Below are 25,051 nucleotides of genomic sequence, written 5' to 3' on the forward strand. Positions count from 1 at the left end.
TTGATCCCCGACAGCATCGAGTTCCCCGATCCGGCCCGCTACATCCTGTTCGTCCTGCTCGGTGAGCTGCCGTTGCAGGCCTCATCGGACATGGCGTTCTCCAGCTCCATGCCCTACGACGACAAGTCGGCGCAGGTTCTCGACCTGCGGAACGAGATCACCGATCTGCTCGGCAGGGTCGACGGGGCACTGCCCCCGCAGGTCGCGGCGAGCTTCAAGGAGGCGCTTGCGCCCCTGACCGGTGCGGGCGGCCCGGATCTGCTCGGTGATCTGGCGGGGCAGATCCGCCAGGTCTCCGACAACCGGGTCAAGCAGTCGCAGAAGATCATGGAGTCCAAGTTCGAGATCATCGCCGAGGCCCTCGTCCTGCTGGCCGAACTGGCGGTCATCGCGGCGCTGTCGGTGTTCACCGGTGGTCTGTCGTTCAGCCAGGCCGCCGTCGCCAAGGCGCGCACCACGGTGGCGGTCCTCACCATCATGCAGCGTCTGCTCAACCAGGCCCATCTGCTGCCCGCGCTGAGCGAGGCTCTGCAGGAGGCCCTGACCACGCTCGCGGTACGGCTGGCGATGCTCTCCCTCAACGACGGCAAGCGCCGTCCCGACGGCATCGACGGGCGCGACATCCTCAAGGCCCTGGCGGTGGGCGGGCTCGCCGGGTTCTTCGGCTCCGCCGTCTCCAAGTACATCGGTGACATCTTCAAGAACCAGTTCCGCAACTTCGGTGACAACAAGTGGGGTGTCGTCGGGGGGAACGTCTTCCGCAACGCGGCCGCCGAGGGTCCCAGCGAGGCCTTCGCGGAGTTCCTGGTCAACGGGCTCTTCGACAACCGCTGGAAGTTCGATCTGATGTCGATGGCGGGCGGCAGCATCAGCGCCGTCACCGAGATGATCCTCAGCGGTGCCCTGGACCATCTCGCGAAGGGCCTCAACAGCAAATTCTTCGACGGCCGGAACGTGTTCGGCACGTACAACCCGCCGTTCGGCCCCGGCGCCTTCCCCGACGGTGGCGGCAACAAGGTCGTCGTCCACACTTCGGGGCCCGCGCCGGACACCGCCACGTCGTCGTCCGGGGGTCCCGGGCCGGTCACCACGGGCCGTTCCGTGCCGCCGCCCGTGCCGGTGCACCACCCGGTACCGCCGGTGGTCGTCCCGCCCCTCGTGTCCGGCACCCCGGTGCCGGTCCTCAACACCCTGCCGCCGCCGCTGCCGGTAGGCGGGCTCGACCCGTTCCGCGCGGACGGTCCACTGCCGGGCGGGGAATCCCCTGACACGGGCACCGGCACGGGCACCCGCGGGGACTCCACCGGCACCACGACGAACGTCGTCGGCCCCCGCGATCTGCCCGTTCTCGGCCCCGCAGCCCCGGCGCCCGCCACTGCAGGGCCGGGCACCGGTGTTCCGCTGCCGCACACGGCTCCGGGCACAGGCCCGTCGACCGCTCCGGGGCCCGACCGTACCGGCACCGGCCGTCCGGCCGGGGAGACGCCGGACACCGCCCGGCGCACCGGCTCCACCCCCCGGCAGACGCCGGACGGCTTCCCGCAGGAGACCCCGGCGCCGGAGAGCGCCACCACCCCGCCCGTCACCCGTCCGGCGGGGGCCGCGGACCCGGTCCGGCCCGAGCAGTGGCGGTCGCGGCAGGACGCGACGCCCGCCACCGTCGTACGCACCGAGATACCGGCGGCGCAGGACACCGACGAGAGTGCGCCGGGGCGGCAGGCCCAGCCCACCACCGTCGATACCGAGGTACGGCGCGTCCAGGCCGACGACGGCCGGTGGGTACGCTCCCTCTCCCTGGACATCCCCGTCCGCCCGGGCCCCGGCCTCACCGGAGTCGACCTCGACGATCTGCAGGAGCGGGTACGCACCCTGCTCGACACCGAGGTCAACCACGGACTGCTGCTGCCGCGCTCCGGCGACCAGCTCCACGTCGACCTCTCCGTGCTGGTCGCCCCGCATGCCTCCCGGGCGGTCGAACTCTCCGCGACGGACCGCCCCGCGCCCTCCGACCAGCAGCACATCCGGCTGTACGGTGACGATCCCGGGCTCTCCCCCGCCGATCGCGAACGCCGCCGGGCCGACAACGCGGTCACCGTCCTGCGCCAACTGCTGCGCCACGCGGGCCTCGCACCCACCGCCGAGCCGGCAACCGGTCCGCTCCTCACACCGCAGGCGCTGCGGACCGCCGAGTCCGTCACCGACACCACCACCGACACCCGCAACACCACGGCGGCCGATGCCACGGCCGTGGCCCGGCCGGAGACCGTCCCCCCTGTCGTCCGTCCGACTCTGGAGTCCGACGGACCGCGCCTCGGAACGAGCCCGCCCCGCCCGGCCGTTTCCGAGTCCCCCGACCGGATCTGGACGGCCCTTCCGGACGGTCCGCGTCCGCTCGTCACCGCCCTCGGGCTCCCGCCTGCTTCACCGTCCGACACCGAGTCCGAATCGGATTCCGAATCAGAATCCGGCTCGGAGTCGGACAGCGCCCCGGTCTCCCGGCCCGGTCACCACCCCACCGCCCCGCCGCGGGCGGCGGGACTGATCGTCAGGCACCGTCCCGACTACATGCTGACCGTCGGGTCCGTCGTCGGCCGACTGCTCTACAGCCTCGGCCATCCGGCGGTGCTCGCCGGGGACGCGCGCAGCCGGGTGCAGTTCGGGAACCCCCGCCCCCTGCTCTCCGTGGACTTCCACCTGGTCGCGACCGGTCTGCCCGCGGCCGACGACATCCGCCGGGAGCTGGAGGGCATGCCCGGAGAGCCGGTCGTCACCCTGCCCCGACAGGACCGGGCCGGGACGGTCGTCCTGATGGTGAACGGCGTCGAGGTCCGCATCGGCGTCGGCCCACGGCCCTCGGGCTTCGACACGGCTCCCGGCTTCACGCTGCCCTCCGTGGCCGATTCCCTCGCGGCCGCCGCCCTCGCCCTGGCCATCGCGCCCGACCGGTCACTCCGCGACGAGGCCCTCTTCGACCTGCTGTGGGCGCTCAGCCGCACCCCTGCCGAAGGTCCCCGGGCCGCCGCGCTGATCGGGCCCGCAGCGGACGCCTACCGTGCCGCCGCGCCCTCCGGGGCCGCCCCGGTCCTCTCCGTACAGCTCAGTGAACTGCTCGACTCCGCGCTGAATTCCGAAACCCTGCACCAGCACGAGGTGCTCTGGGCCGACAACGAAGCCTCCGAGGACGACGAGCCACGGCTGACGGGCGAACTGGTCGCGCTCGCCACGGAACTGCGTGCCCTGCCCGAGGTCGTGGCCGACCCGGTCCGTACCCTCGCCACCCGGCTTCCCGGCATGCCCACCGCCGAACGCACCAAGGCCATCGCCGGACTGACACCCGACCAGCGCGAACGGCTCGCCGCCGGACCCGCCCTGGTGAACGCCCTGCGCTCCACCCTCACCCCCGCCGACTTCGCCACCACCGCCGCCGACCTCATCATCCAGATCCCGAACGGAGTCCACCAGCCGGTCAGCGCCCGGGAGAGCGCGCGCACGCAGGTCGCGCTGCTGTTGCACGACCCCGAGGTCACATCCCGGCTGGTCAGGCTCGGCTCGCGCGTCGTGGTGGTGCCCCGGGACCGGACGGTGACCTCCCTGGAGGCCTTCCACGACCTCAAGGACGCGACCAGTTCGGACGGCCGCTGTTTCCACACCATGCGCGGTGTGGCCACCCTCCACGCCGCCATCAGCGAGGAGAACCTGCTCGGTGAACACACCACGATCGGCAGGGTGAAGCACCTCCCCGACGGCTACTCGGCCACGTTCCACGAGGTCGCCCATATCGTCCACCGCTGCGGACTGGACTTCACCGAACTGGGACTGATCAACGACGTCTACCGGGCCACCGACCGGCTGGGCGAGGCGGGAGCCTGGCCCGACGGGGCGCTGTACTCGTACGACGAGAAGACGGGCGAGCGCAGGGGACCGAACTACAGCAGCCAGAACCAGTACGAGTTCTTCGCCCAGCTCACCAATGTCTACCTGCGGGCCAACACGGGCAACGACCCGGTCACCGGGGCGCCCCGCGAGAACGGCGGCCCCGACTGGGTGAAGGAGAAACACCCTTCCCTGTACCGCCTGATGCGGCGGCTGTACGGCCCCGGCCCCGAGCGCTCCCTGAAGGTCAATCCGGTCGAGGCCACCCAGGTCCTCAACGAAGGACTGGCCCATGTCCGCGCCCTGCTCCGCGATGGCTACGGCGACAGCGACAGCGACAGCAGCGATACGGAGACCGGGACCGGCTTCGTGCCCGAACCCGGAGGCACCACCGCCGTATCCGCGCCCCGAGCCGGCGCGTTCCCCCCGCTCGCCGTGCCCGCGCAGCCGCAGGCGCCCGCCTTCCTGCCGCACCCGGACCCCGTGCTGGAGGTCGGACAGTACGTCGCGCTCGCGCTGCACGGCCTCGGGCGTCCGGCGGTGCTGGCCGGTGCCGCCCGCGGCGTGGTGCAGTTCGGCAATCCGAGCCCGCTGAACGCCGTCGACTTCCAGTTGGTCTCGGAAGGCCCGCCCCCGGCCGACGACATCCGCCGGGCCCTGGAGCGGCAACTGCCCGAAGGCCGCATCACGCCCCTGCCCGGCCCCGACGACGGCGGGACCGTCTCCTTCTCGGTGGACGGCATCACGGTCCGGATCGCCTCCGGCGGCCCGCCCGTGGGAAGCGTCACGGCCGACGGCTTCCCGCTGCCCGCACCGGCCGCATCCGTCACCGGGGCCGCCCTCGCCCTGGCCACCGGCACGGACCGGGAGCTGCGCGGGCGGGACCTCCTCGACCTGCTGTGGGCGCTCGGCCGTACCCCCGCCGACGGCTCTTGGGCCGCGACGCTGATCCGGGCCGGGGCGGACGCCTACCGTGCCGCCGCGCTTCCCGGGGCCGCCCCGCTCCTCTCCGTACAGCTCAGCGAACTCCTCGACGCCGCCCTGGACCCCGACACACTCGCCGGACACGAACAGCTCTGGCTGGACCTCGGGGTCGACGAAACCGATCTGCCGGACCTGCGCACGGAGCTGACCGCGCTCGCCGCCGAACTGCGCATCCTGCCCGAAGTCGTGGCCGACCCGGTCCGTACCCTCGCCACCCGGCTGCCCGGCATGCCCACCGCCGAACGCACCAAGGCCATCGCCGGACTCACACCGGACCAGCGCGAACGGCTCGCCGCCGGACCCGCCCTGGTGAACGCCCTGCGCTCCGCCCTCACCCCGGCCGACTTCGCCACCACCGCCGCCGACCTCATCATCCAGATCCCGAACGGAGTCCACCAGCCCGTCACCGCCCGCAAGAGCGCACGAACCGAGGTCGCGCTGCTCTTCCACGACCCCGACGTCACCGCCCGGCTGGTCAAGGGCGGCTCACGCGTCGTGGTGGTGCCCCGGGACGAGCCCATGACCTCCCTGGGCCCCTTCAAACATCTGAAGGGCCGGACGACCGCCGACCAGCGGCCCTGGGACGACGTCCGCGGCGCGGGCCTGCACAGCGCTGCCGTCACCGAGGAGAACCTCCTCGGGGAGCAGCCCGGGATCGCCGACGCGCAGCCCTACCACGACGGCTACTCGACCACGATCCACGAGGTCGCCCACACCCTTCATATGCACGGTCTGGACGCCGCCGACCAGCAGCTGATCCTCGACGTCTACCGGGCCACCGACCGGCTGGGCGAGGCGGGAGCCTGGCCCGACGGCGCCCTGTACTCCTACGACGCGGAGACGGGCGAGCGCAGCGGGCCCAACTACAGCAGTCTCAACGAGTACGAGTTCTTCGCCCAGCTCACCAATGTCTACCTGCGGGCCAACGGAGGCACCGACGAGTACACCGGTCTGCCCCGCAACAACGGGGGCCCGAAGTGGGTCGAGGAGAACCAGCCCGGTCTCCATCCCCTGCTGTTCCGGCTGTACGGCCCCGGTCCCCAGGCTCCCCCGGGCGTCAACCCGGTCGACGCCACGGACACCTCCAACGAGGCGCTGGCGCGTGCCCGCGCCCTGTGGGACGTCGCCGGGGGCGAGCCGGGCGACGGGAGCGAAGCGTACGAGGACGTGCGCGCGCTGTGGGACGGCTCGACGGGCAGCAGCAGTCCGCCGCCGGGCGGTCCGGACGCGTCGGTCACGGCCCCGGGCGGAAAGGCGAGGACGTACGACGCGGTGCGTGCGCTGTGGCACGCCGCCACCGGCACCCACCGGCCGCAGGAGCATCCGGTCACTTCGCAGCCCGCCCCGGGCGGAGGGAAGAAAAGGTACCGGGCGGCGCGCGCCCTCTGGCACGCCGCCACCGGCAGCAACCATCCGGCCGCTCCGCCCTCCCCCGTCGCACACCGCCGGGCGGGCAAATCCGCCGCCACGGACACTGCCACCGAAGCCGCAACGGACACCGCCACAGACGCCGCCACGGGTACCGACCGGTCCGGCCGCGGCGGCGAAGGGCTGCCGCGGACCGGCACGACGGCACCGGCAGACCTCCCCGAACTGTCCGCCTATGCCCGCTCCTACGGGCAGCACCACGACGGCCATATCGGGCTCGTCCTGTTCGAGCGCACCCCTCAGCATGTGCTCGACGGTCTGTACCGGCAGATCACCGACGCCCTCGGCGTGCCCGACGGCACCCCGGAGGCCACCGCGCTGCGGGCCCGGGTCGCCGGTCTGCTGTCCGCCGAGGACATCGAGGAACACCGGGCCGATCTGCGCAGCGGCCGGGGCCACCGGATCACGGTCGACCACGGGGGCCGGGAGCGCACGGTCGACGTGCGGCTCGCCCACCGCAACCCCCGGCACTCGGCGCGGTACTACGGCGGCGGGGCGGCGAACCCGCCGGACGTCCAGGTCGAGCGCCGTGCCGAAGGTACGCAGGTGTTCTCCGGCACGGAGAGCTGGGGCACCCACCGGACCGTCGTCCTCCCCTGGTCGCTGAGCCACTCGGTCGGCTCGGGGCCCCTGCGCTGGGGTGATGTCACGGTCATCACCAGCCTCACCCATAACCAGCTCACCCAGAGCCTCAGCGTCGGTGAGGCCTTTCAGACCCTCAGCAAGCACAACGCGAAGGATCCGGCGCGCCCGCTGGACCTCGACGGTCTGTGGCAGGTCCGGGTGGACGCGCCGGGCGACGCCCACGGCCAGTGGCAGCCCGAGCAGTCGCACTCCGTACTCACCGGCTGGTTCCCCGAGCACCGCGTGGTCGTCGACGGCACGGACCGAGCAGGGCTGCCCGAGCCCGGCCCGCTGGACGATCTGCCGCTGTGGGGCGTGGAGTCGATCGCCGATCCCCGCCGGCTGCTCTCCGAGGTCCTCGCGGAACCGGCCTTCGCGGAACTGCGGTCCCTCGGGCCCGGCTCCGCGGAGGCCCTGGAGGACTTCTTCGCGGAACGGGTCCGGCGCGGCACCGCGCTGCCGCAGACCGACGGCGGTGTGTTCTCCACCGTCCTCGCGGATACCGGCGACCGAGCTGTCGGCGTGGTCCAGCTCATCGCGCACATCACCCCGCAGCGGCCCCTGCTGCGGGCCCCCGATGGCAAGCTCTCCCTGGAGAACTTCCTGGGCCGCGGCGCCGCCGTCGAGCAGTCGGCCCAGCTCAGCAGCGGTATCGGGGTGGATGCCGCGGGCGGACCCACCTTGATGCCGGGCCGCAAGCCCGGCGACCGGTCCACTGCCCCCGGCTTCGGCATCGGGCTCCTGGGCCGGGCCGGTGGCGCGTGGAAGGTCGACGAGAGCCTGGTCGGCACCGTCAATGCGAGCCTGCTGCACGGCGGCTTCACCACCGGCAGCCAACTGCTCACCCCTGCCACCGTGCGCTACGAGGTCGTCCTGCACCGGGCGGGCGGCGGGCAGGTCCGCGCCGCCTTCGGACCCTGGACCGACGGGCTGCACCTGCTGGTGCCGCCGCGCGATGCCATGACGGGACACCGCCCGCGGGGCGCGGAGGTACGGGCGCTGCCCGAGCGTCTGGAGCGGCTCGGCAGCATCGGGCTCGGGGAGCTGCCGTTCCGTGTCGAAAGCCCCGGTCTGACCGCCGCGCTGGACCGCGCGGAGGCCTGGCTGCGCGCCGAGGGCTTTCTCCCGCCGGTGGCGGCGCCCGTCGCCGGAAGGCCGACGGTCCGGCTGGACGAGCCGCTGCGCCGGGCCCAGTTGGCCAATCTGACGCGCTGGAGCCGGTTCCGTTCCCGGTACGGCATCGCCCTGGCGGTGCCGGAGGCGGTCGACGGCGGTCATCTGCCGTTCCTGGAGAGGCCGTCCACCGTCGCCGCGACCCGCCGGGTGCGGCTGAAGCTGTCCGTCGACCGGGATGCCGACCGGCTCAGCGAGCACGTCCGCCGGCTGCCGCAGGCCCATCCGCTCGGTTTCAGCAGCTACGAGGCGGGCGGCAGCCGCCGGCGCGGCACTGCGCTCAGCGGCTCCGGCGGAGGGGGTTTCCTCTTCGGTTTCCCCGTCGCCGGGGGTGCCGGGACGGTGAACGCCGGGCCCGAGTACACGGGTACGGCGCAGAGCACGGACCTGGTCTCCGTCGGTGATGTCACGGGCCTGGAGCAGTTGCTGCTGACGACGGCGGACGGCGGCGACGTCTTCACCGTGCCCGCGCTCTTCCGGCTCGACCTGTACGAAGGCGACGACGACACCCCCCTGATCCGGTTCGCCGACGAACCCACCACCACCGGCGCAGTCACCGGCACGGACGGAGGCGATGCACCGCGGCCCGGGGACCCCGAAGCCCTCGCCCTGACCCCTCTGGGGGCCGTTGCCCCGCCGCGCGGTGTTCCCGGCACGGTGTCGCTGTTCGTCCGGCACCACATCACCCTCCCGGCGGGCGAGGCCCCCCTGCCCGCGGACCGGCCCGGCCATCTGGTGCGCCGTCCGGTCACCGACGGCTCGGCGGCCGACGATCTGCGGCGGCTCGGTCTCACCGATACCGAAGGGCGCCCACTGCCCGGGGTCGCCCCGCTGCCCGCGGGCGCCCTCGTGGACAGCTTCCGCGGCACCGCCGCCCTGACGGACGTCCTCTCCCGGATCGTCGCCGGAACCCACCCCGGCGCCCCGGGGCCGTGGCTCCTCACCCGCGCCGTCCGGTCCACCGGCACCGTCCTGTCCGGTACGGCCGGGCTCCTCGGCGACGGCACCCGGCGCGCCCTCGACCTCGCCCGCCGCTCCGCGCCCTCCCGCCTTCCGGGCCCCGTCAACCACGTGACCACCCTGGCCGCCCGGCTGCTGGGCTCCCCGCTGTCCCGTACCGCCCGCACCTCCCACCTCTGGGGCGCCGCGGTCTACAAGAGGCTGTCGGTGGCCGCGTTCGGAGCCGCCCGCAACGCACCGGGCACCCTCGCCGCCGAAACCCGGCATACGGGCATCCGGCCCGGTCTGCTGCTCGCCCGGGCCGGGCAGATCCTCGGCGGACAGTACGTCCTGGACGGGCTCACCCTGCCCGGAACGGCGGCCGACCAGGTCCTCCAGGTGACGGTCCAGGGCTATCTGCACCACCCCCGGTACCTGGGCAGCACCACCATCTACAGCGAGCAGTCCGTTCTCTCCGCGGGCTCCGCCGCCCAGCAGCACGGCACCGGCCGGGCCCACCAGTTCACGGGCGCCGTCACCGGTCTGCAGACCGCGCCGGCCGACCCGGACCAGGCGCCCCATCTGTTCAATCCGAGTCTGCGCCACTCCTACACCCGGCGCCGCGACACGGTGACCGCCCACACCGCGAACACCAAGGTCACCCGGGTCGCCACGCATACCGGCAGCCACCATCTGATCGGCAGCGACGTCACCTTGCTGGTCACCGTCCGCCGCGGAGTGCGCAACGCCTTCGGCAACGCCGTCGGTCTGGGCGAGTGGGCACCGGTCACCGTCGCCGTGGATCTGCCCCGCGCGGTGACCTTCCTCGCGCCCGAGGCGGTCCTCGCCCGGTACGCCCGCTGGTACGCCCTCCCGGGCGGTGCCGCGCTCCCGGCGCTGCCCGCGCCCTCCCTTCCGCTGCCGGACGCCTTCGCCCGCACCGGTGTGCTGGGCCTCGGCACCGTCCTGTCGCTCACTCAGCTCGACGATCTGCGGCACCGGGCCGAGCGGCGCGACCGGCTGGGCACCGAACTGTTCCGGCTGGTCGAGGACGAGGCACCCGGCGCCACCCGCCCCGGACACGCCTCCCATCTGCCCGAGGTCGCCCCCGAACTCGCCCGCCGCACCGAGCCCGCCGCGCTGCGGACGCTGCCCGGTCTCGGGGCGGGCGGCTCGTCGCTGCAGTTCGTGCACGTCGCCTACGGCGGTGCCCGGCTCGTCGAGGTGGTCCTCGCCGCGGAACCGGTGCTGAGAACGGCCGGGTTGCGCGGCCTGCTCGGCCGGCCCGTCGAGACGGCGGGTCTGGAGCTGGTCCAGACACACGCACCGCAGAACCGGGCCGTCACCCGTACGGTCACCCGCACCCACCAGACGGCTGCGGCGCCCGTCTCCCGCTTCCCGCGCCCCCGGGTGAGCGGGCGCACCGACCGCTCGGGCCCCACCCTCGCCCTCACCCACCAGCGGGTGCGCACCGTCCGCAACGACCGGACCGGCGAGGACCGGCTGTGGACCCGTACCGACACCGTCGCCGACTTCGACGGTGTGGACTATCTGATCACCGCATCGGTGCGGTCCCGGCTGCTCCCCGAATGGCCGGCCAATCTGCCGGGCGGTCTGCTCCAGGCCGGGCTGCGGTCCTTCAGCGGTCTCGAAGGCCCGGTCTCCGCGCGTCTCACCGCCTGGGCGAAGCGGCTGCTGGCCGGACGCCCCGTCAGCAGCGTTTCCGTACCGGCCGCCACCGTCCTGCGGTTCGCCGGTTCGGAGGCGGCGGCGCCGCAGGGGCACCGCGGCCCGCTGCCGCCCGGTCTGCACACCGGCGACCCACTGCTCCCCGGCCGGGCCGCGGGCCCGGCCGCGGCAGCCCCGCCGCCCGGCGCACTCCGGCTGACACCCACCGGTCCAGTGCCCGTCCACCGGTTCAACGGCGCCCAGGAGCTGGTACGGGCGCTGCGGGCGGTCGCCCCCGGCGCCACCGCCGCGTGGGGCCTGTCCGCCGACAGCCCCGACGAGGCCGTCGCCACCCGTCTCGGCGAACTCCTGCAGACCGGGCGGATCGGCCTCGACGGGCCCCGTACCGCCGCCGGACTCACCCCGCACCTGCCCGGCAGCTGGCCACTGGCGGACGCCGCGGAACCGCCCGTCCTGTCCATCGCGTTCTACGATCCCCGGCCGGTCACCTCCGGCGACGACGTCGCCGTGGACCGGGTCCGCCGCCAGGGCCGCAGCACCACCGCCACCGCGTCCGCGGGCGGCGCCTTCGCCTTCACCCAGCAGAGCACCCAATCGCTGACCGAAGGAAACCGGCACCTCTTCGCGTTCTCGGTACCGCTCGCCGCGCAGCAGCCGCATACCTCCGGCTACGGCGGCACCGTCACCGGAACCGGGCTGAACCGGCTGCGCACCGGCCGTTCCACCGCCCCTACCGACCGGCGCGGTACCCGCAACCACGAGACGCTGGTCGATGTCGTGATCACGGTCCACGGACCCGAGGGGGTGCGCTGGGTCACCGGCTCCGCCGCCGTCCGGCTGGGGGAGCACGACCTGTTCGGCTTCGGCGTGACGCCCGCACGCCCCCTGGCCGGGGTGTACGACGTGCCCGCGCTGCTCGCCGGGCAGACCGCGGACGATCTGCGCGACTGGGCCCGGCATCCGGTCACCGATCTGCCGGCCGCGCTGGCAGCCGGACTCGACGCGGGGGATCCGGCCGCCCGGCTGTGGCTCGCCCTCGGCGACGACCCCGACGGCAGCGGGCTCGCCCATGCGGTGTACGCCGCTTCCCGTACCGCCGTCCTGGCCGGGCGGCCGGTGGAAGTGGTGGTGCGTACCGCCGACGGCCCCCGGCACTGGCCGTTCGCCGCCGACGGCACCCCCGCCGACATCACCCCGGGCACCCGGGCCCGCTGGCAGGAGTGGCAGGAGACGGCCGCCGGGCACGACGACGCCGTCGCCGCCCAGGAGCAGTCCGCGGCCCGGGAGGGGGACCTCACCGAGGAGCTGACGGCGTCCGGCGGGGCGCTGCGGGAATCGGAGGCCGCGCTGACCACCGCCCGTACCGCCCACGAGGCCGCACGGGCCGGGCACCACGAGGCCGTCGCCGCCGCCGATATCGCGCTGCAGGCCGCGGCCCGTACCGTACGCGAGGCGGAGGAGGCCCTCGTCCGTGCCGAGTCGGCGGTGCGCGACGCCGAAGCGCTGCCGACGGCCCGTCAGGCCGACCGGGCCCGGGTGGCCTGGCGGCAGGCCGACGCCGAGGCCCGCGGCGCCGAACGGTACGCTCCGGACGCCCTGGCCACGGCACGGCTCCGCGAGCGGGCCGCCGACGCCGACCGCGAACGGCGGGAACTGGCCGCCGCACACGAGGGCCGGGCTGCGGCCGTGGCCGCCGCGCGCACCACCGTGGCCGAGGCCGCCGGGGCTGTCGACCGGGCCCGTACCGAGCAGGACCGCGTCCGGCGGGAGGGGGAGGCCGCGGTGGCCGGGGCCGCCCGCGCGCAGAGCGCCGCCGAGCACGCCGTCACCCGGCGGACCCGCCTCCGCGACAGAGGCCTGGCCCGGGTCCGCGACACCGAACTCGCCCTGCGCGAACTCCGTGCCGAACAGCCGGCGCAGGCCGCCCGCCAGACCGCGGCCCTGCGCGCACTGGCCCGGCACATCCGGGCCCTGGACACCGTGCGCCGCACCGAGGGCACGGGGGCTTCCGGTTCGCTGCTGGGCTCCCTGTCCGCGGTGGCCCCGGCCGCGCCCGGCCGCCGTACCGGGCAGAGCGGCCCGGTGTCCCCGGCGGGCGGCAGCGGGACGGAGCCGGAGGGCCGGGGGGACTCGGAGGCTCCTGTCGGCCCCGGTGACGACGGCCGAGGTCCCGTCCGTCCGGGCGGGCTGCGGCGCACCGGCGACGGCGGTGCCGTACTCGACGTACTCGACGGGATCGCCTACGCCCTGCGTCCCGTACCGGTCGGGCCGGGCCACGCCGTGGCCGTCGTATCGGCGGCCCTCCGCGAGCTGGCGGCGGCGGCCGGACCGCTCCCCGGCCGGGGCACCGGGCTCCTGGACCGGCCGGCGGGCGCTGCGGACGACAACCCGCTCGACGACCGGCTCGACGACGGCCATGTCCCGCCACTGGACCGGTCGGTGATGGTGCCGGTGCCGCTGCTGGAGCGCGCGGGGCAGGTTCTGACGGACTCCCAGCGCGCGCAGGGAACCCTGCTCGGCGATGTGCTCCCGGCGGGGGAGGTCGCCGCGGGTCCCGCCGTACGGCTGCGGCTGCTGCTGGCGGACCCCGCCCTGGCCGACCCCGCCGCCGAACTCCCCCTGCTCCCGCTGCTGACCGCCGCCGCGAACACCTTCGGTGTGGTGGTCGCGGTGGCGGAGGCCGACGGCCGGGTCGTCCGCATCGGCGGCGCCCCGGGCTCCGTGACGCCGTACGCCCTGCTGCTCCACGACGGCGACCGGTGGTTCGCCGGACCGCGGGTGGTACGGGCCCCGGGCCCCGGGCCCGGCGGCGGCCCGGTGCCGGACCCCGGCCGCTGATCCGGCCCCGTCCGCCCGCTGCGGCGGGCCGGGCGGTTCGGGTTTTCGGCTCAGGAGCGGGTGAAGGTCCACTCGTGGTTGTTCTGGTTCTCGGGCGCGCAGGGCCAGATGATGAGCTGACGCTCCTGTTCGCTGTTGCTGTAGGAGTCCAGGCACTGGTTGTTGCTGGCGAAGTTGCGGATCCAGAACTTGCCGTCGGCGCGCTTGTCCAGCCACCAGAGCTGGTTGTCCTTGGTGGTGCCGTTGCAGGGGTACTCTGTGACCCCGGTCGCCCCGCCGACGCCCCCGTTGCCGGGGAGGTCCAGGCACATGCCGTCCATGACGTTGCGGATCTGGAAGAGCGGCACCCCGCCGGGTCCCGCCGTGGCGTAGCGCTGCTCCACCGTCCACAACTGGTTGTCGTTGTTGGTGTTGTTGCAGGTGAAGTGGTGCACTTCGGTGTCGGGGCGGCCGCTGGAGTAGCCGGGGATATCGACGCAGGTGCCGTTGGTGTTGTTCTTGATGAGCACCCGGGTCATCACGGAGGGCAGACTTCCGGAGGTCTTCTTCTGCTTCTTCTGGGTACTTCCTGCCCGGTCCGTGGTCTTCGCGCTCCCCGAGCCGCCGGTACCGCCCGTGCCGCCTGTTCCGCCTGTGCTGTCCGTGCCGCCTGTGTTTGCCGTCTTCGCGCCCGGCGGGGCGGCCGGGTCGGCCTTCTCCGGCCCGGCGCCCTGCTTCTGCTTCTCCGGCTTCGCGCTCGGCACGGGCTTCGGCTTCGGCTTCGGCGGCGAGGGGGCGGGCGATTCGGCGACGAAGGCGCCCGCGGGGTCGTCCTCGTCCGTGAGGACGTTCTCGGCCGCTGTGGTGACGGTCTTCTTCTCCTCGTCCTTGCCGAGCGCCATCACCAGCAGCGGGACGGCGACCAGCACGACGCCCACCATGGCGGCGCCGGCCAGGACCGGTTTGCCGGGGCGGCCGGGCGCGGCGGCTTCGGGTCCCGCCGTGTCCCCGCCGGACCCGGCAGCGGCGGCGACGCCACGGCGGCCTTCCGATGCCGTGGCGGCGGCCGCCGAAGACCGTGCCTCGCCGCTCGTCCCGGTCACGGACCCGGTCGCAGCCCCGGCCCGCCCGGTGCTCTCGGCGCCCCCGGACCGGGAGCTCTCCGCCGTCGCGGCGGTCCCGGTGGTTCCGGTCTCCTCGTCCCCGGCGGGCTCGGTGGTTCCGCTCTTCTCGGCAGCGGCCTCCTCGGCAGCGGGTCCTCCGCCGGGTGACGCCGTACTCCCCGTACTCCCGGCGGACCCGGCCGCTTCCCCGGCACCGGCCTCCGAAGTGACCGGCACGGACTCCTCCTCCGCCGTTCCCGGGGCGGGGCCGCCGGGGGGCTTCCCCTCGCCCATGAGCCCGGCCGCGACGGCCTCGGCATCGGGAGCCGCAGCGGATCCCGACGGCCGGCCGACGGATTCGCCCGATGCCTTGTTCTGGTCGGACATCTACTTCTCCTCTGGTCCCGGAGTCGCTGCTCCGGGGCGATGCGGATACGAGGGATCGGTTGGTGCTGAGGTCATGGCCGGTCCCGGTCCGGATCCCGGGGCGGGCCGGACAGCGGGGCCGGGACGGGTGCCAGGGGGCCCGCGGCACGGAGGTGCCCGGCGAGCCGGGCCTGGTCGGTGCCGTCGCGGCCGGTGAGTGCCCGGGCCAGTGTGGCGTGCAGCAGTTGCCGCCCGGACGCCGTGAGGGTGCCGAGCAGGACGTCGTGGACCAGTTCCGGCAGCCGGTAGTGCCCGGCCAGCGGGTCGCCCTGGTCCGGCTGCCAGAGCAACAGCCCCGCGGTGACAGCGTTATCAACGAGCACCGGAAGCCGGTCGGCGGCCAGACCCGGGATCTCCGCGAGCAGTCCGAGGTCCAGCCGCCCGCCGTCGGCGGCGGTGTGGGCGAGGAGCGAACGGGCCTCCGTGGAGAGCCCGGCCAGCCGGTCGTGGACGATGGTGCCGACTGCGGCCGGCACCCTGGCGCCGGGCCCGGTCCGCAGTTCCGGCGCCAGCGCCAGCAGCTCCGCGAGGACGAACGGATTGCCCGCCGCGCGCCGGTGCAGGGCCTCGGCCCCGGCCGGGTCCTCCCCGCGCTCCGTCAGAAGCCGGGCCACGTCCCCGGGGGTCAGCGGCTCCAGATGCAGCCAGACCGTCCCGCGCCTGGCGAGATCGGCGAGCAGACCGCTGATCTCCGGTGCCCCGGTGTCGCGGAGCGCGCAGACCACGGCGGCCGGGGTGTTCCGCAGCAGAGCGGCGAGGCGGCGCAGCCGGGCACAGCTCTCCGGGGCGGCCCCGTCCAGATCGTCGAGCAGGCACAGTACGGGCGTCCGGCGCAGCTCGCGGACGAGTGCCTCCACCGGGTCCGGATCCGCCGCCCCCTTCTCACCCTTCCCACCCGTTTCACCCTTCTCACCGGGAGCGCCGGGAGCGCCGGGATCGGGCTCCCGGCGCTCCAGCGCGTCCAGCAGCCGGAGCACCGGGCAGGACGGCGCGGCGTCCGGCCCCCCGGCACCGGGCCGGTCGCCGTGCACCCGGACCACGGCGATCCCGGACTCGGCTGCACGCGCGGCCAGTTCGTCCAGCAGCCTGGTCTTGCCGGTGCCCGCCTCGCCGGAGACCACCGCCCACCGGGTGGCGCCCGCGGCCGTCTCCCGGAGCAGTCTGCCGAGTTGTCCGTTCTCCTCGTCCCGCCCGACGAGGGGCAGTCCGGCGGAGGTCGCGCGGGGTAACGGGGTACCGGTGAGCCGGTGCGGGCCCGGGGCGCCGAGCACGGGGCCCAGGACGTCGGTGTCGTGGCGCAGTACAGCCGTGTGCAGATCGCGCAGTCCGGGGCTGGGGTCCAGGCCCAGTTCGCGTGCGAGGAGGGAGCGGAACCGCTCGTACTGGCGCAGGGATTCCACGGGCCGTCCCGCCGTGTACAGCGCGCGCATCAGCAGGGCCCAGGACGTCTCGCGCAGCGGGGCGTCGGTGGTGAGCCGCATGGCGGCGGGCACGGCCCGGTCCGGGTCGGCCTGTTTGATGAGCACGGTGACCTGGAGTTCCCGCGCGTCCTGGCGTGCGGCGTCGAGCCGGGTCCGCTCCCGCAGGGCGAAGGCGTGATCAGCGGCCTCGCCGAGGGCCGGGCCGCGCCAGAGTCCGAGGGCGCGGTCGATCCGCTGCCGGGCCAGGTCCAGTCGGCCCTCGTGCAGTGCGGTACGGGCCGCGAGTACCGCCTCTTCGAAGACGGCGGTGTCCCGCGCCTCCCGCGGAATCCGCAGGGCGTACCCGGCCCGGCTGCTGACCAGTACTCCGGAGCGGCCGCGGTGCCCCGGGTCGAGTGCCGACCGCAGGCGGCTGACATGGGCACGCACCGACGACGCTGCGGCCGTGGGCTGGTCGCCCTCCCACAGATCGCGGCAGATCTCGCCGAGGGAGACCGGATGGCCGTCCTGGATGAGCAGCCGGGTCAGCAGCACCCGGCGCTGCCGGGGCCCGAGGTCGAGCACGGTGGCACCGCGCACGACCTCGACGGGGCCGAGCAGGCCGTACCGCAGGGTGGGTCCGTCCTGGGTGTCCATGAAGATCCGGCCACCTCCAGATGGCGCCGTCCGGAGCGGGACGTACGACGGGTAACGGCTGACGGGCTGACAGGCTGACGCACAGACCGGTAAGGGCCAACGGGAGTACGGGAGTTCCCTGGTGGAACCCCTGTTCTCACCGTCTCGCCCCGGCAGCCTACGTCATCCGTGTCACGGGCTCGGAACGGAATCGGTGCTGGTACGGCGGCACCGGGACCGTCGGCAACCGCCCTGCGGAACGGTTCCTCCCGCCCCGTCCGAACGGCCGCCGGTTCCGCCCGCCGCGCCCCCTTACTCTCGGGTAGCGACCCCGCTCGGGACCAGGCCCTCCCCCGGTGGGTACAGAACTGTGACACGGCCTGCCCGGGTGTCCGCCCGGGAGGGAGAGTCGCTCGCCGCCCTCGCCGTCGGCATCCGGCCCGGCCACCGACGAGTGTCGCATTCAACAAGTCGGCTCACACGGCGTTCTGGTTCCCGGCGAGGACCGGAATTCGGAAGTACGGGAAGCACTACCGGCGCACTGGATCATGCAGGCCCGCTGCTGCGCCCCTTTTACCGGGGGCGGGACGGGTGAGCCCTGGGTAGCCTTCCTACGGTATGCACGGACCGCTGTGCCCGAATTCTGGAGAGGTAATGACCCCCGAGATAGACGACGCCTTCGCCGCCATCAGGAGTGAGCACGGACCGGATTCCCTCGTCCGGGTCGAGCAGATGCTGGCGGCGGGAAAAGGTGATCGCCATCCGCTGCAGAAGGGGGCGAAGTGGATCCTGCCGGGAATTTCCCAGCAGCCCTGGCACGATCCGTACGGCCATCCGGAGTTGGCGCCCGTGGTGCACGCCCTCGAAGCAGACCACGCAGCGATCAAAAAGGAGTTGGAGACCGCCTGGGAGGCCCGGCGGCAGGCCTTCTCCGATTACGAGCACTACCTCTCGCGCCAGTCGGACTGGCAGGCTCTCTATCTCTTCCGCAACGGCGGCCTGGTGAACGAGTCGGCCGATACGGTGCCGACCGCCTTCCGGATTCTGAAGGAGGAGGCGGTCGACACCGGAACGCTCTGCCCGCTGCTGGAGTGCCACTTCTCTACCCTGCTGCCCGGCGCGGCGATCGCCCCCCACTCCGACCTGTGGAACTTCAGCATCAACCTGCACCTGGCGGTCGACATCCCCGAGGAGTGCGGCATCACGGTCGCGGGCGAGACGCGGTCGTGGGAAGAGGGCAAGTGCCTGCTCTTCGACTACTCCTTCGAGCACGAGGCCTGGAACCGGGGGGCGCGCCCGCGCACCTGCCTGCTCGTCGACCTGTGGCACCCGGAGACCACCGTGCCCGAGCGGAAGGCGCTCGTGGTGGCCATCACCGAGATCCGCAAGCTGATGGGCGAGGGGTAGAACCTGTCCGGACCCGGCGGGTCCGGACAGGTGAGGAGGGCGGCGCGCGCGGCGCCCTCCCCCTCCTCAGGCCCCCAGCGGTACGGTCACCGCATCGACGACCACCCGGCCGGAGCTGCGGAACCACAGTTCGAACCGGACCCTGTCCCCGGCCTTCAGCTTCGGCGGGTCCATCACCATCACGTCCACGTCGTACGGGGTCATGTTCACCCGGCTCCGGGCCGGGATCGCGAGCGCGTCGAGCGGCTCCATGCGCCCCGCTCCGTCCTCCGTGACCCGCTGGCCCAGCATGGTGGAGCGGAGCTCCGGCGAGGACACGGACGTCAGCACGTCGCCGCTGGCCCCGGTGTTGGTGATGTCGAAGAAGGCCGCGGTGCTCTCGGTATTGGGGGGCACGAAGATCCGGGCGTTGCTGACGCTGATCCGGGCCGGGGGTTCACCGGCCGCACCCGTTTTGGTGTAGGCGGTCAGGAGCATCAGGGCCGTCACACAGGTGACCACGGGTACGTAGGCGGCGCTCAGCGCACCACCGGCCGCGCGGCGCCAGGGCGGCGAGGTGCGTTCGCCGGGGCCGGTGGACGGGGCGGAGCTCATCGGGTCTCCTTCAGGTACGGGACGGTGCCGCTGTCCGCGGTGGAGGGTGCTGTCGGGCCGCCCTTTCCGGCGGCGGGGCGGTAGCCGCCTCCGGGGGGCGCATAGGTCCGCAGCCGCAGGCTGTTGGCGACCACAATGACCGAGCTGGCGGACATCGCCACGGCGGCGAACATCGGGTTGAGCCAGCCGGTGGCCGCCAGGGGCACGGTGACGACGTTGTATCCGAAGGCCCAGGCGAGGTTGGCGCGGATGGTGCTCAGCGTCCGGCGGGTGAGCTGGACGGCGGCCACCACTGCCTGCATGTCCTCGCGTACGAGGGTGATGTCGGCGGCGCCGATCGCCGCGTCGGTGCCGCCGCCCATGGCGATGCCGAGATCGGCGGAGGCCAGGGCCGCGGCGTCGTTGACCCCGTCGCCGATGACCGCCACCCGGCGCCCCTCGGCCCTCAGCCCGGCGACGATGGCGGTCTTCCCCTCCGGGGTGATCTCGGCGTGGACCTCGTCGATGCCGACCTGCTCGGCCACCGCCCGTGCGGCGGCGGGGCCGTCGCCGGTCACCAGAATGGGCTCGATGCCCAGCTTGCGCAGGTGTCGTACGGCGGAGTAGCTGGAGGGCCGCAGGGTGTCTCCGACGGCGAGGACGGCGACCGGGCGGCCGTCCTTCTCGACGACCACGGCTGTACGGGCAGCGGCATGGGCGTCGTCCAGGGCCCGCCGGAGGACGTCCGGGAGCGGGCTGCCGGACCGCGGGCGGCCCACGGCGACCTCGACGCCGTCGACCCGGCCGTGGACGCCGACTCCGGGAACGGCCCGGAAACCGGTCACCGGCGGCATCGGGTTGCCGTCCGCTGCCTGGCGGGCTGCGGCGGCGACCGCGCGGCCGATCGGGTGCTCGGAGCCGTACTCGACCGCCCCGGCGAGCCGGAGGATCTCGCCCGCGTCCTCCCCGGCGACCGCCGTCGTCGCGGCGAGGGTCATGCGTCCGGTGGTCAGGGTGCCGGTCTTGTCGAAGACCACGGTGTCGATGTGCCGCAGCCGTTCCAGCGCTTCCGGGCCCCGGAGCAGAACGCCGAGCTGGGCACCCCGGCCGGTGGCGGCCATGAAGGCGGTGGGGGTGGCCAGGCCGAGAGCGCAGGGGCACGCCACGACGAGGACGGCGACCGCCGCCGTCACGGCCGCCGACGCATTCGCGCCCGCACCGAGCCAGAAGCCGAGGACCGTGCAGGCGACGGTCACGATCGCGGGCACGAAGACCCCCGCGACGGCGTCGGCCAGCCGCTGGATACGCGCCTTGCCCGCCTGGGCGTCGCTCACCAGCTTGGTGATCCGTGCCAGCTGGGTGTCGGCGCCGACCGCCGTGGCGCGGACCACGAGCAGCCCGCCGGCGTTGACGGCGCTGCCCACCACGGCCGATCCCGGCCCGACCTCCACCGGCACGCTCTCGCCGGTCACCAGTGACAGGTCCAGGGCGGAACTGCCGTCGGTGACCACACCGTCGGTGGCGACCTTCTCCCCCGGCCGTACCAGGAACTCCTGCCCGACCCGGAGTTCGGAGACCGGGATCCGCCTGCCCCGGCCCCCCTCCTTGACCTCGACGTCCTTGGCGCCGAGTTCGGCGAGCGCCCGCAGGGCCGATCCGGTGCCCCGCTTGGCGCGTTCCTCCAGATAGCGGCCGGCCAGGACGAACAGCGGCACGGCCACGGCGGCTTCCAGATACAGGTGCGCTCCCGCGTCACCGGCCTCGGGGATCAGGCTGAACGGCATGCTCATGCCCGGCTCGCCCGCGCCGCCGAAGAACAGGGCGTACGTGGACCAGGCGAAGGCGGCCAGCACCCCCAGGGAGACCAGGGTGTCCATGGTCGCCGTGGCATGCCGCAGCCCCTTCAGGGCCCGCTCGTGGAACGGCCACGCGCTCCAGACCACCACCGGGGCGCTCAGAGTGAAACACAGCCACTGCCAGTAGGTGAACTGCCAGGAAGGCACCATGGAGAGCATGAGCACGGGCACCGACAGCAGTGCCGTGATCAGCACCCGGCCCCGGTCATCGACGCCCGCGCCGGCCGTCCGCTGTTCGCCCTCCCCGTCCACCCGCTGTTCTTCGGGCGGCGGCGGGAGTTCGGCGGTGTAACCGGCGCTCTCCACGACGGAGATCAGCTGCTCGGGCGTCACCGACGCCGGGTGGGAGACCCGGGCCCGCCCGGTGGCCAGGTTGACGGTTGCCGTCACACCCGCAACGCGCCCCAGTTTCTTCTCGACCCGGTTCACGCACGCGGCGCACGTCATGCCACCGACCAGCAGATCGGTGGTCGCGTCGGCATCGCCGGCCGTCTCACGGTGATCGGCGGTGGTCATCGGCCCACCCGTACTTCACGGTCGGCCGGACCGAGACCGTGCATCCCCGGCATACCCGGCTCCTGCGAGTCCTCGGACGCCGGATCCGTGCGGTGCATTCCCGGTGCCACCGGGCCTGCCATGCGTCCCGCGGCGTACGACACCCCCGTCAATACCACGAGCAGGACGACGAACCCCAGTAAGGCCGGCGGGACGAGAAAACCGCGTTTCGACTTCTCCATGCAGACATACGGTAGGGGGGTACGCGGCCGATAGCCCGACTCGGACGTGTGACAAAAAACTTTCCCGCCGCCGGGAACCAGGGGCCCCCGCCGTCCGACTACCTCTCAATAAGAGTTCATACGCCGTTTTCAATTGCCGCACTCCAGATCGCCTTCAACGATATCGAAGGCCGAGACGCGAGGTTATGGAGGGTGCTGAAACCAGCCATCCGGGATGCGTCCGGATTCGACAGGAAAGGCTGGAACCAGCAGGCACCACCGACCGACTTGTTGATCAGGGAAACTATCTCTCCACCGTCCGCATATGCCTCCGGCACGCGCTTCGACTGCCCTGCGCCCCTGCCCACCTGGCATGTTCCGCGATCGCTTGCACGAGCAACCGTTCCGGCCGCCACGTACTGCTACGAAAAAGCGAACGATCTTCACAACCCACTCGCAAGCCAGTCCGAAAGTGGGAGTTGAACGCTTGTGGCCCGCGCGGCCGGTGAGCAAAGATCCCGGAGTGATCACCGTCCTGTTTCAGGGGGCGGATTCTTAGGGGGAATCGTTCCGCAATGCCTGCAATGAATTCGCCGTCCGCTCCGTCCCGTCAGCGCCTCGGCTGGCCGCTCGTGGTCCTGGCCGCCGCGCAGCTGGTCATCTCCCTCGACTTCAGCATCGTGTACGTCGCCCTCCCCGGCATCGGCAGCGATCTCGGCTTCTCGGGGCAGGATCTGCAGTGGGTGGTCAGCGCCTATGTCGTGACGACCGGCGGGTTCCTGCTGCTCGGCGGGCGGGCCACCGATCTGCTCGGCCGGCGCCGGATCTTCATCGTCGCCGCGCTGCTGTACGCGGTCTCCTCGCTGGTGGGCGGGTTGTCGGAGTCGGCGGGCGTGCTGATCGCGGTGCGCGCGGTGCAGGGCATCGGTGGTTCACTGCTCTTCCCCGCGGCTCTCTCCCTCGTCAACACCCTCTACGAGGAGGGCCCCGTCCGTAACCGGGCGCTGGCCGCGTGGGGTGCCGCCGGGGCGGGCGGGCTGTGCTTCGGCTCGCTGCTGGGCGGCGTGCTCGTCGACGCCTTCGGCTGGCCCGCGGTGTTCCTCGTCAACGTCCCGCTGGCCGGTGCCATCGCCCTGGCCGCAGCGCTGCTCTTCCCCGCGGACGGCCCCCTGCCCAAACAGCGGAACTTCGACCTCCCGGGCGCCCTGACCGCCACGGCGGGCATCACGCTCCTCGTCTTCGTCCTCATCCATGCGCCGGAGGCCGGCTGGGGCAGCCGCAGCGTGCTCATATGCACGGCCCTCTCGGTGATCTCACTGTCCCTGTTCGTCCTCGTCGAGGCCCGCACCCGGGCCCCCCTGACGCCGGGGCATCTGTTCCGCCACCGCGGTCTGCTGGGCGCCATGGCGCTGACCGCGCTGTTCAGCGCCACGTTCAGCTCGCTGCCGTACTTCCTGACCCTCTACTTCCAGACGGTGCACGGCTACAGCGCCATGGCCACCGGAGCCGCCTTCCTGGTGCCCGCCGTCGTCGTCGCCGCCGGGACGAAGGTCGGCGAGAGAGCCGTGGCCCGGCTGGGCGTGCGGACCATGCTGCTGGGAGCCATGGCGACCGGCGCCGTCGGCGCCCTCCTCCTCGCCCTCGCATTCGATTCCGACGGCTCCTATCTCCGTCTGCTGCCGGGGATCGTGCTGATGAGCCTCGGGCAGGGTGCCACCTGGACCGGCATGTGGATCGTCGCCTCGACCGGTATCCCCGCCGAGGACCAGGGCATCGCCTCGGGCCTGGCCTCCACCACACTGCAGGTGGGCGGCGCCGTCGGCCTCGCCGTCCTGGTGGCCGTCGCCGGCACCGGCAGCCCCGAGCTGACGTCCGCCGCTCTTCTGAACGGGATCCGGGACGCCGTCTACGTCATCACCGCCGGTATCTGTCTCGGCGCCGTGGCCCTGCTGGCCGTGCGCAGGCAAGCGAACGCCTGAGCAGACCGGTTCCCCCACCTTCCTTCCCTGTTCCGGACCTGCCTCCACCGTGCCCGGAGACCTAGGAGCCCTTGTGTCCAGCACCCTTGACCGACCCATCAGCATGCCCGCGCCCCCCGCCCCGCCCCACGGTCGGGCCGCCGTCCTCTGCGGGCTCGCGGGCTGGCTTCCCCCGCGAGTCGTGACCAACGAGGAGCTGTCCCAGCGGCTCGACACCAGCGACAACTGGATCAGGACCCGCACCGGAATCGGCCGACGCCACTTCGCCGAACCCGGCCAGGCCACCTCGGACCTCGCCGTGGAGGCGGGCCGGCGGGCACTGCGCTCCGCGGGGGTGACGGACGTGGACGCGGTCGTCGTCGCCACGACCACCCCGGACCGCTCGTGCCCCGCGACCGCCCCGCTCGTGGCCGACCGGCTCGGGCTGGTGGGAGCGGCGGCCTTCGACATCAGCGCCGTCTGCACCGGGTTCGTCTACGGACTGGCCTCCGCCGCGGGTCTTATCGCGGCAGGGGTGGCCGAACGCGTCCTGCTGATCGGCGCGGACACCTACTCCACGATCGTCGACCCGGACGACCGGACCAACGCCATCATCTTCGGGGACGGCGCCGGAGCCGTCGTCCTGCGCGCCGGCCACGCCGGTGAACCCGGCGCCGTCGGCCACTTCGACCTCGGCAGCGACGGCACCGGCGAGGAACTGATCATGGTGCCCGCCGGTGGTTCACGGCAGCGTTCGGCCTCCCATCTCGCCGCCGCGCAGGACCACTACTTCGCCATGCGCGGCAAGGAGGTCTTCCGGCACGCGGTCACCCGGATGACCGCCTCCGCCCGCGCCACCCTGACGCTGGGCGACCGCAAGGTCGAGGACATCGACCGCATCGTCCCCCACCAGGCCAACCTGCGGATCCTCCGCTCGGTGGCCGAGGACCTCGGACTGCCCCCGGAACGACTGGTGACCAACGTCGAGTCCGTGGGCAACACCGGCGCCGCTTCCATACCGCTCGCCCTGGCGGACGCGGTGGCCCGGCACACCATCCACGCGGGCGAACACGTTCTGCTCACCGCGTTCGGCGGCGGGCTCACCTGGGGGTCCTGCCTCCTGACGTGGCCCGGTCTCGCCGGCACAGATCATCCGTACGACACAGGAGGAACGCAGCAGCCATGAGCGCCACCACCTACGACCGACTGGTCGAAATCGTCACGAAACTCCACGACGCGCCGGAGGACCGGATCAGCCCGGACGTCACCTTCGCCCAGCTGGACGTCGACTCGCTGACCATGGTCGAGATCAGCATGCGCATCGAACGCGAACTCGACGTCCACATCGACGACAACGAGCTCGAAGCGGACCTCACCCTCGACGCGACCACCAAGCTCATCGACGCGAAACTCGCCGCCTGAGCGCCACTGCCCCATCCGCGTTGCCAC

Annotated in this window: 9 protein-coding genes; 5 read left to right on the forward strand and 4 right to left on the reverse strand. The window is 73.3% G+C overall.

What is annotated here, in order from left to right:
* Positions 1-13,548, forward strand: coding sequence for a hypothetical protein (locus tag B7R87_RS01540; RefSeq protein WP_130585222.1), 13,548 nt, complete (start codon positions 1-3; stop codon positions 13,546-13,548).
* Positions 13,549-13,598: 50 nt separating this feature from the next.
* Here the strand turns inward: B7R87_RS01540 and B7R87_RS01545 are convergent, their stop codons facing one another.
* Entirely contained in the window at positions 13,599-15,017 is a 1,419-nt protein-coding gene (locus B7R87_RS01545) for an RICIN domain-containing protein (protein ID WP_006350868.1), read from the reverse strand.
* A gap of 71 nt (positions 15,018-15,088) precedes the next feature.
* Positions 15,089-17,113: a BTAD domain-containing putative transcriptional regulator gene (locus B7R87_RS01550; protein WP_006350867.1), complete on the reverse strand. Its 2,025-nt coding sequence runs from the start codon at positions 17,111-17,113 to the stop codon at positions 15,089-15,091.
* Between the two features lie 633 nt (positions 17,114-17,746).
* Here B7R87_RS01550 and B7R87_RS01555 point away from each other — a divergent pair.
* Complete coding sequence (locus B7R87_RS01555) at positions 17,747-18,499, forward strand: aspartyl/asparaginyl beta-hydroxylase domain-containing protein (RefSeq protein ID WP_006350866.1); 753 nt, start codon at positions 17,747-17,749, stop codon at positions 18,497-18,499.
* A 66-nt stretch (positions 18,500-18,565) separates the two neighbouring features.
* On the opposite strand, the gene B7R87_RS01560 is transcribed toward B7R87_RS01555, so the two are convergent.
* Together B7R87_RS01560 and B7R87_RS01565 are read right to left on the reverse strand one after the other, a co-directional pair.
* Positions 18,566-19,093 carry a copper chaperone PCu(A)C gene (locus tag B7R87_RS01560; protein WP_006350865.1) on the reverse strand — a complete coding sequence of 176 codons (528 nt, stop codon included), beginning with the start codon at positions 19,091-19,093 and terminating at the stop codon, positions 18,566-18,568.
* Positions 19,090-21,444, reverse strand: coding sequence for a heavy metal translocating P-type ATPase (locus tag B7R87_RS01565; protein ID WP_006350864.1), 2,355 nt, complete (start codon positions 21,442-21,444; stop codon positions 19,090-19,092). Before B7R87_RS01565 ends, B7R87_RS01560 begins: the two co-directional genes overlap by 4 nt.
* A 784-nt stretch (positions 21,445-22,228) precedes the next feature.
* Between B7R87_RS01565 and B7R87_RS01570 the strand changes: the two genes are divergently transcribed.
* From B7R87_RS01570 to B7R87_RS01580, 3 genes are all read left to right on the forward strand, one after another.
* Positions 22,229-23,623, forward strand: a complete 1,395-nt coding sequence (locus B7R87_RS01570; protein WP_006350863.1) for an MFS transporter — start codon at positions 22,229-22,231, stop codon at positions 23,621-23,623.
* A gap of 103 nt (positions 23,624-23,726) precedes the next feature.
* Complete coding sequence (locus tag B7R87_RS01575; RefSeq protein WP_006350862.1) at positions 23,727-24,788, forward strand: beta-ketoacyl-ACP synthase III; 1,062 nt, start codon at positions 23,727-23,729, stop codon at positions 24,786-24,788.
* Positions 24,785-25,024 (forward strand): acyl carrier protein, encoded by a 240-nt coding sequence (locus tag B7R87_RS01580; protein ID WP_006350861.1) that lies wholly within the window; start codon positions 24,785-24,787, stop codon positions 25,022-25,024. Before B7R87_RS01575 ends, B7R87_RS01580 begins: the two co-directional genes overlap by 4 nt.
* Positions 25,025-25,051 lie beyond the last annotated feature (27 nt).

Source organism: Streptomyces tsukubensis (assembly GCF_003932715.1).
Lineage (GTDB): Bacteria > Actinomycetota > Actinomycetes > Streptomycetales > Streptomycetaceae > Streptomyces > Streptomyces tsukubensis.

Coding starts and splice junctions, on each gene's coding strand:
- B7R87_RS01575 (WP_006350862.1), top strand. CDS start 23,727: ATGCCCGCGCCCCCCGCCCCGCCCCACGGTCGGGCCGCCGTCCTCTGC.
- B7R87_RS01550 (WP_006350867.1), bottom strand. CDS start 17,113: ATGGACACCCAGGACGGACCCACCCTGCGGTACGGCCTGCTCGGCCCC.
- B7R87_RS01565 (WP_006350864.1), bottom strand. CDS start 21,444: ATGACCACCGCCGATCACCGTGAGACGGCCGGCGATGCCGACGCGACC.
- B7R87_RS01545 (WP_006350868.1), bottom strand. CDS start 15,017: ATGTCCGACCAGAACAAGGCATCGGGCGAATCCGTCGGCCGGCCGTCG.
- B7R87_RS01580 (WP_006350861.1), top strand. CDS start 24,785: ATGAGCGCCACCACCTACGACCGACTGGTCGAAATCGTCACGAAACTC.
- B7R87_RS01570 (WP_006350863.1), top strand. CDS start 22,229: ATGAATTCGCCGTCCGCTCCGTCCCGTCAGCGCCTCGGCTGGCCGCTC.
- B7R87_RS01555 (WP_006350866.1), top strand. CDS start 17,747: ATGACCCCCGAGATAGACGACGCCTTCGCCGCCATCAGGAGTGAGCAC.
- B7R87_RS01560 (WP_006350865.1), bottom strand. CDS start 19,093: ATGAGCTCCGCCCCGTCCACCGGCCCCGGCGAACGCACCTCGCCGCCC.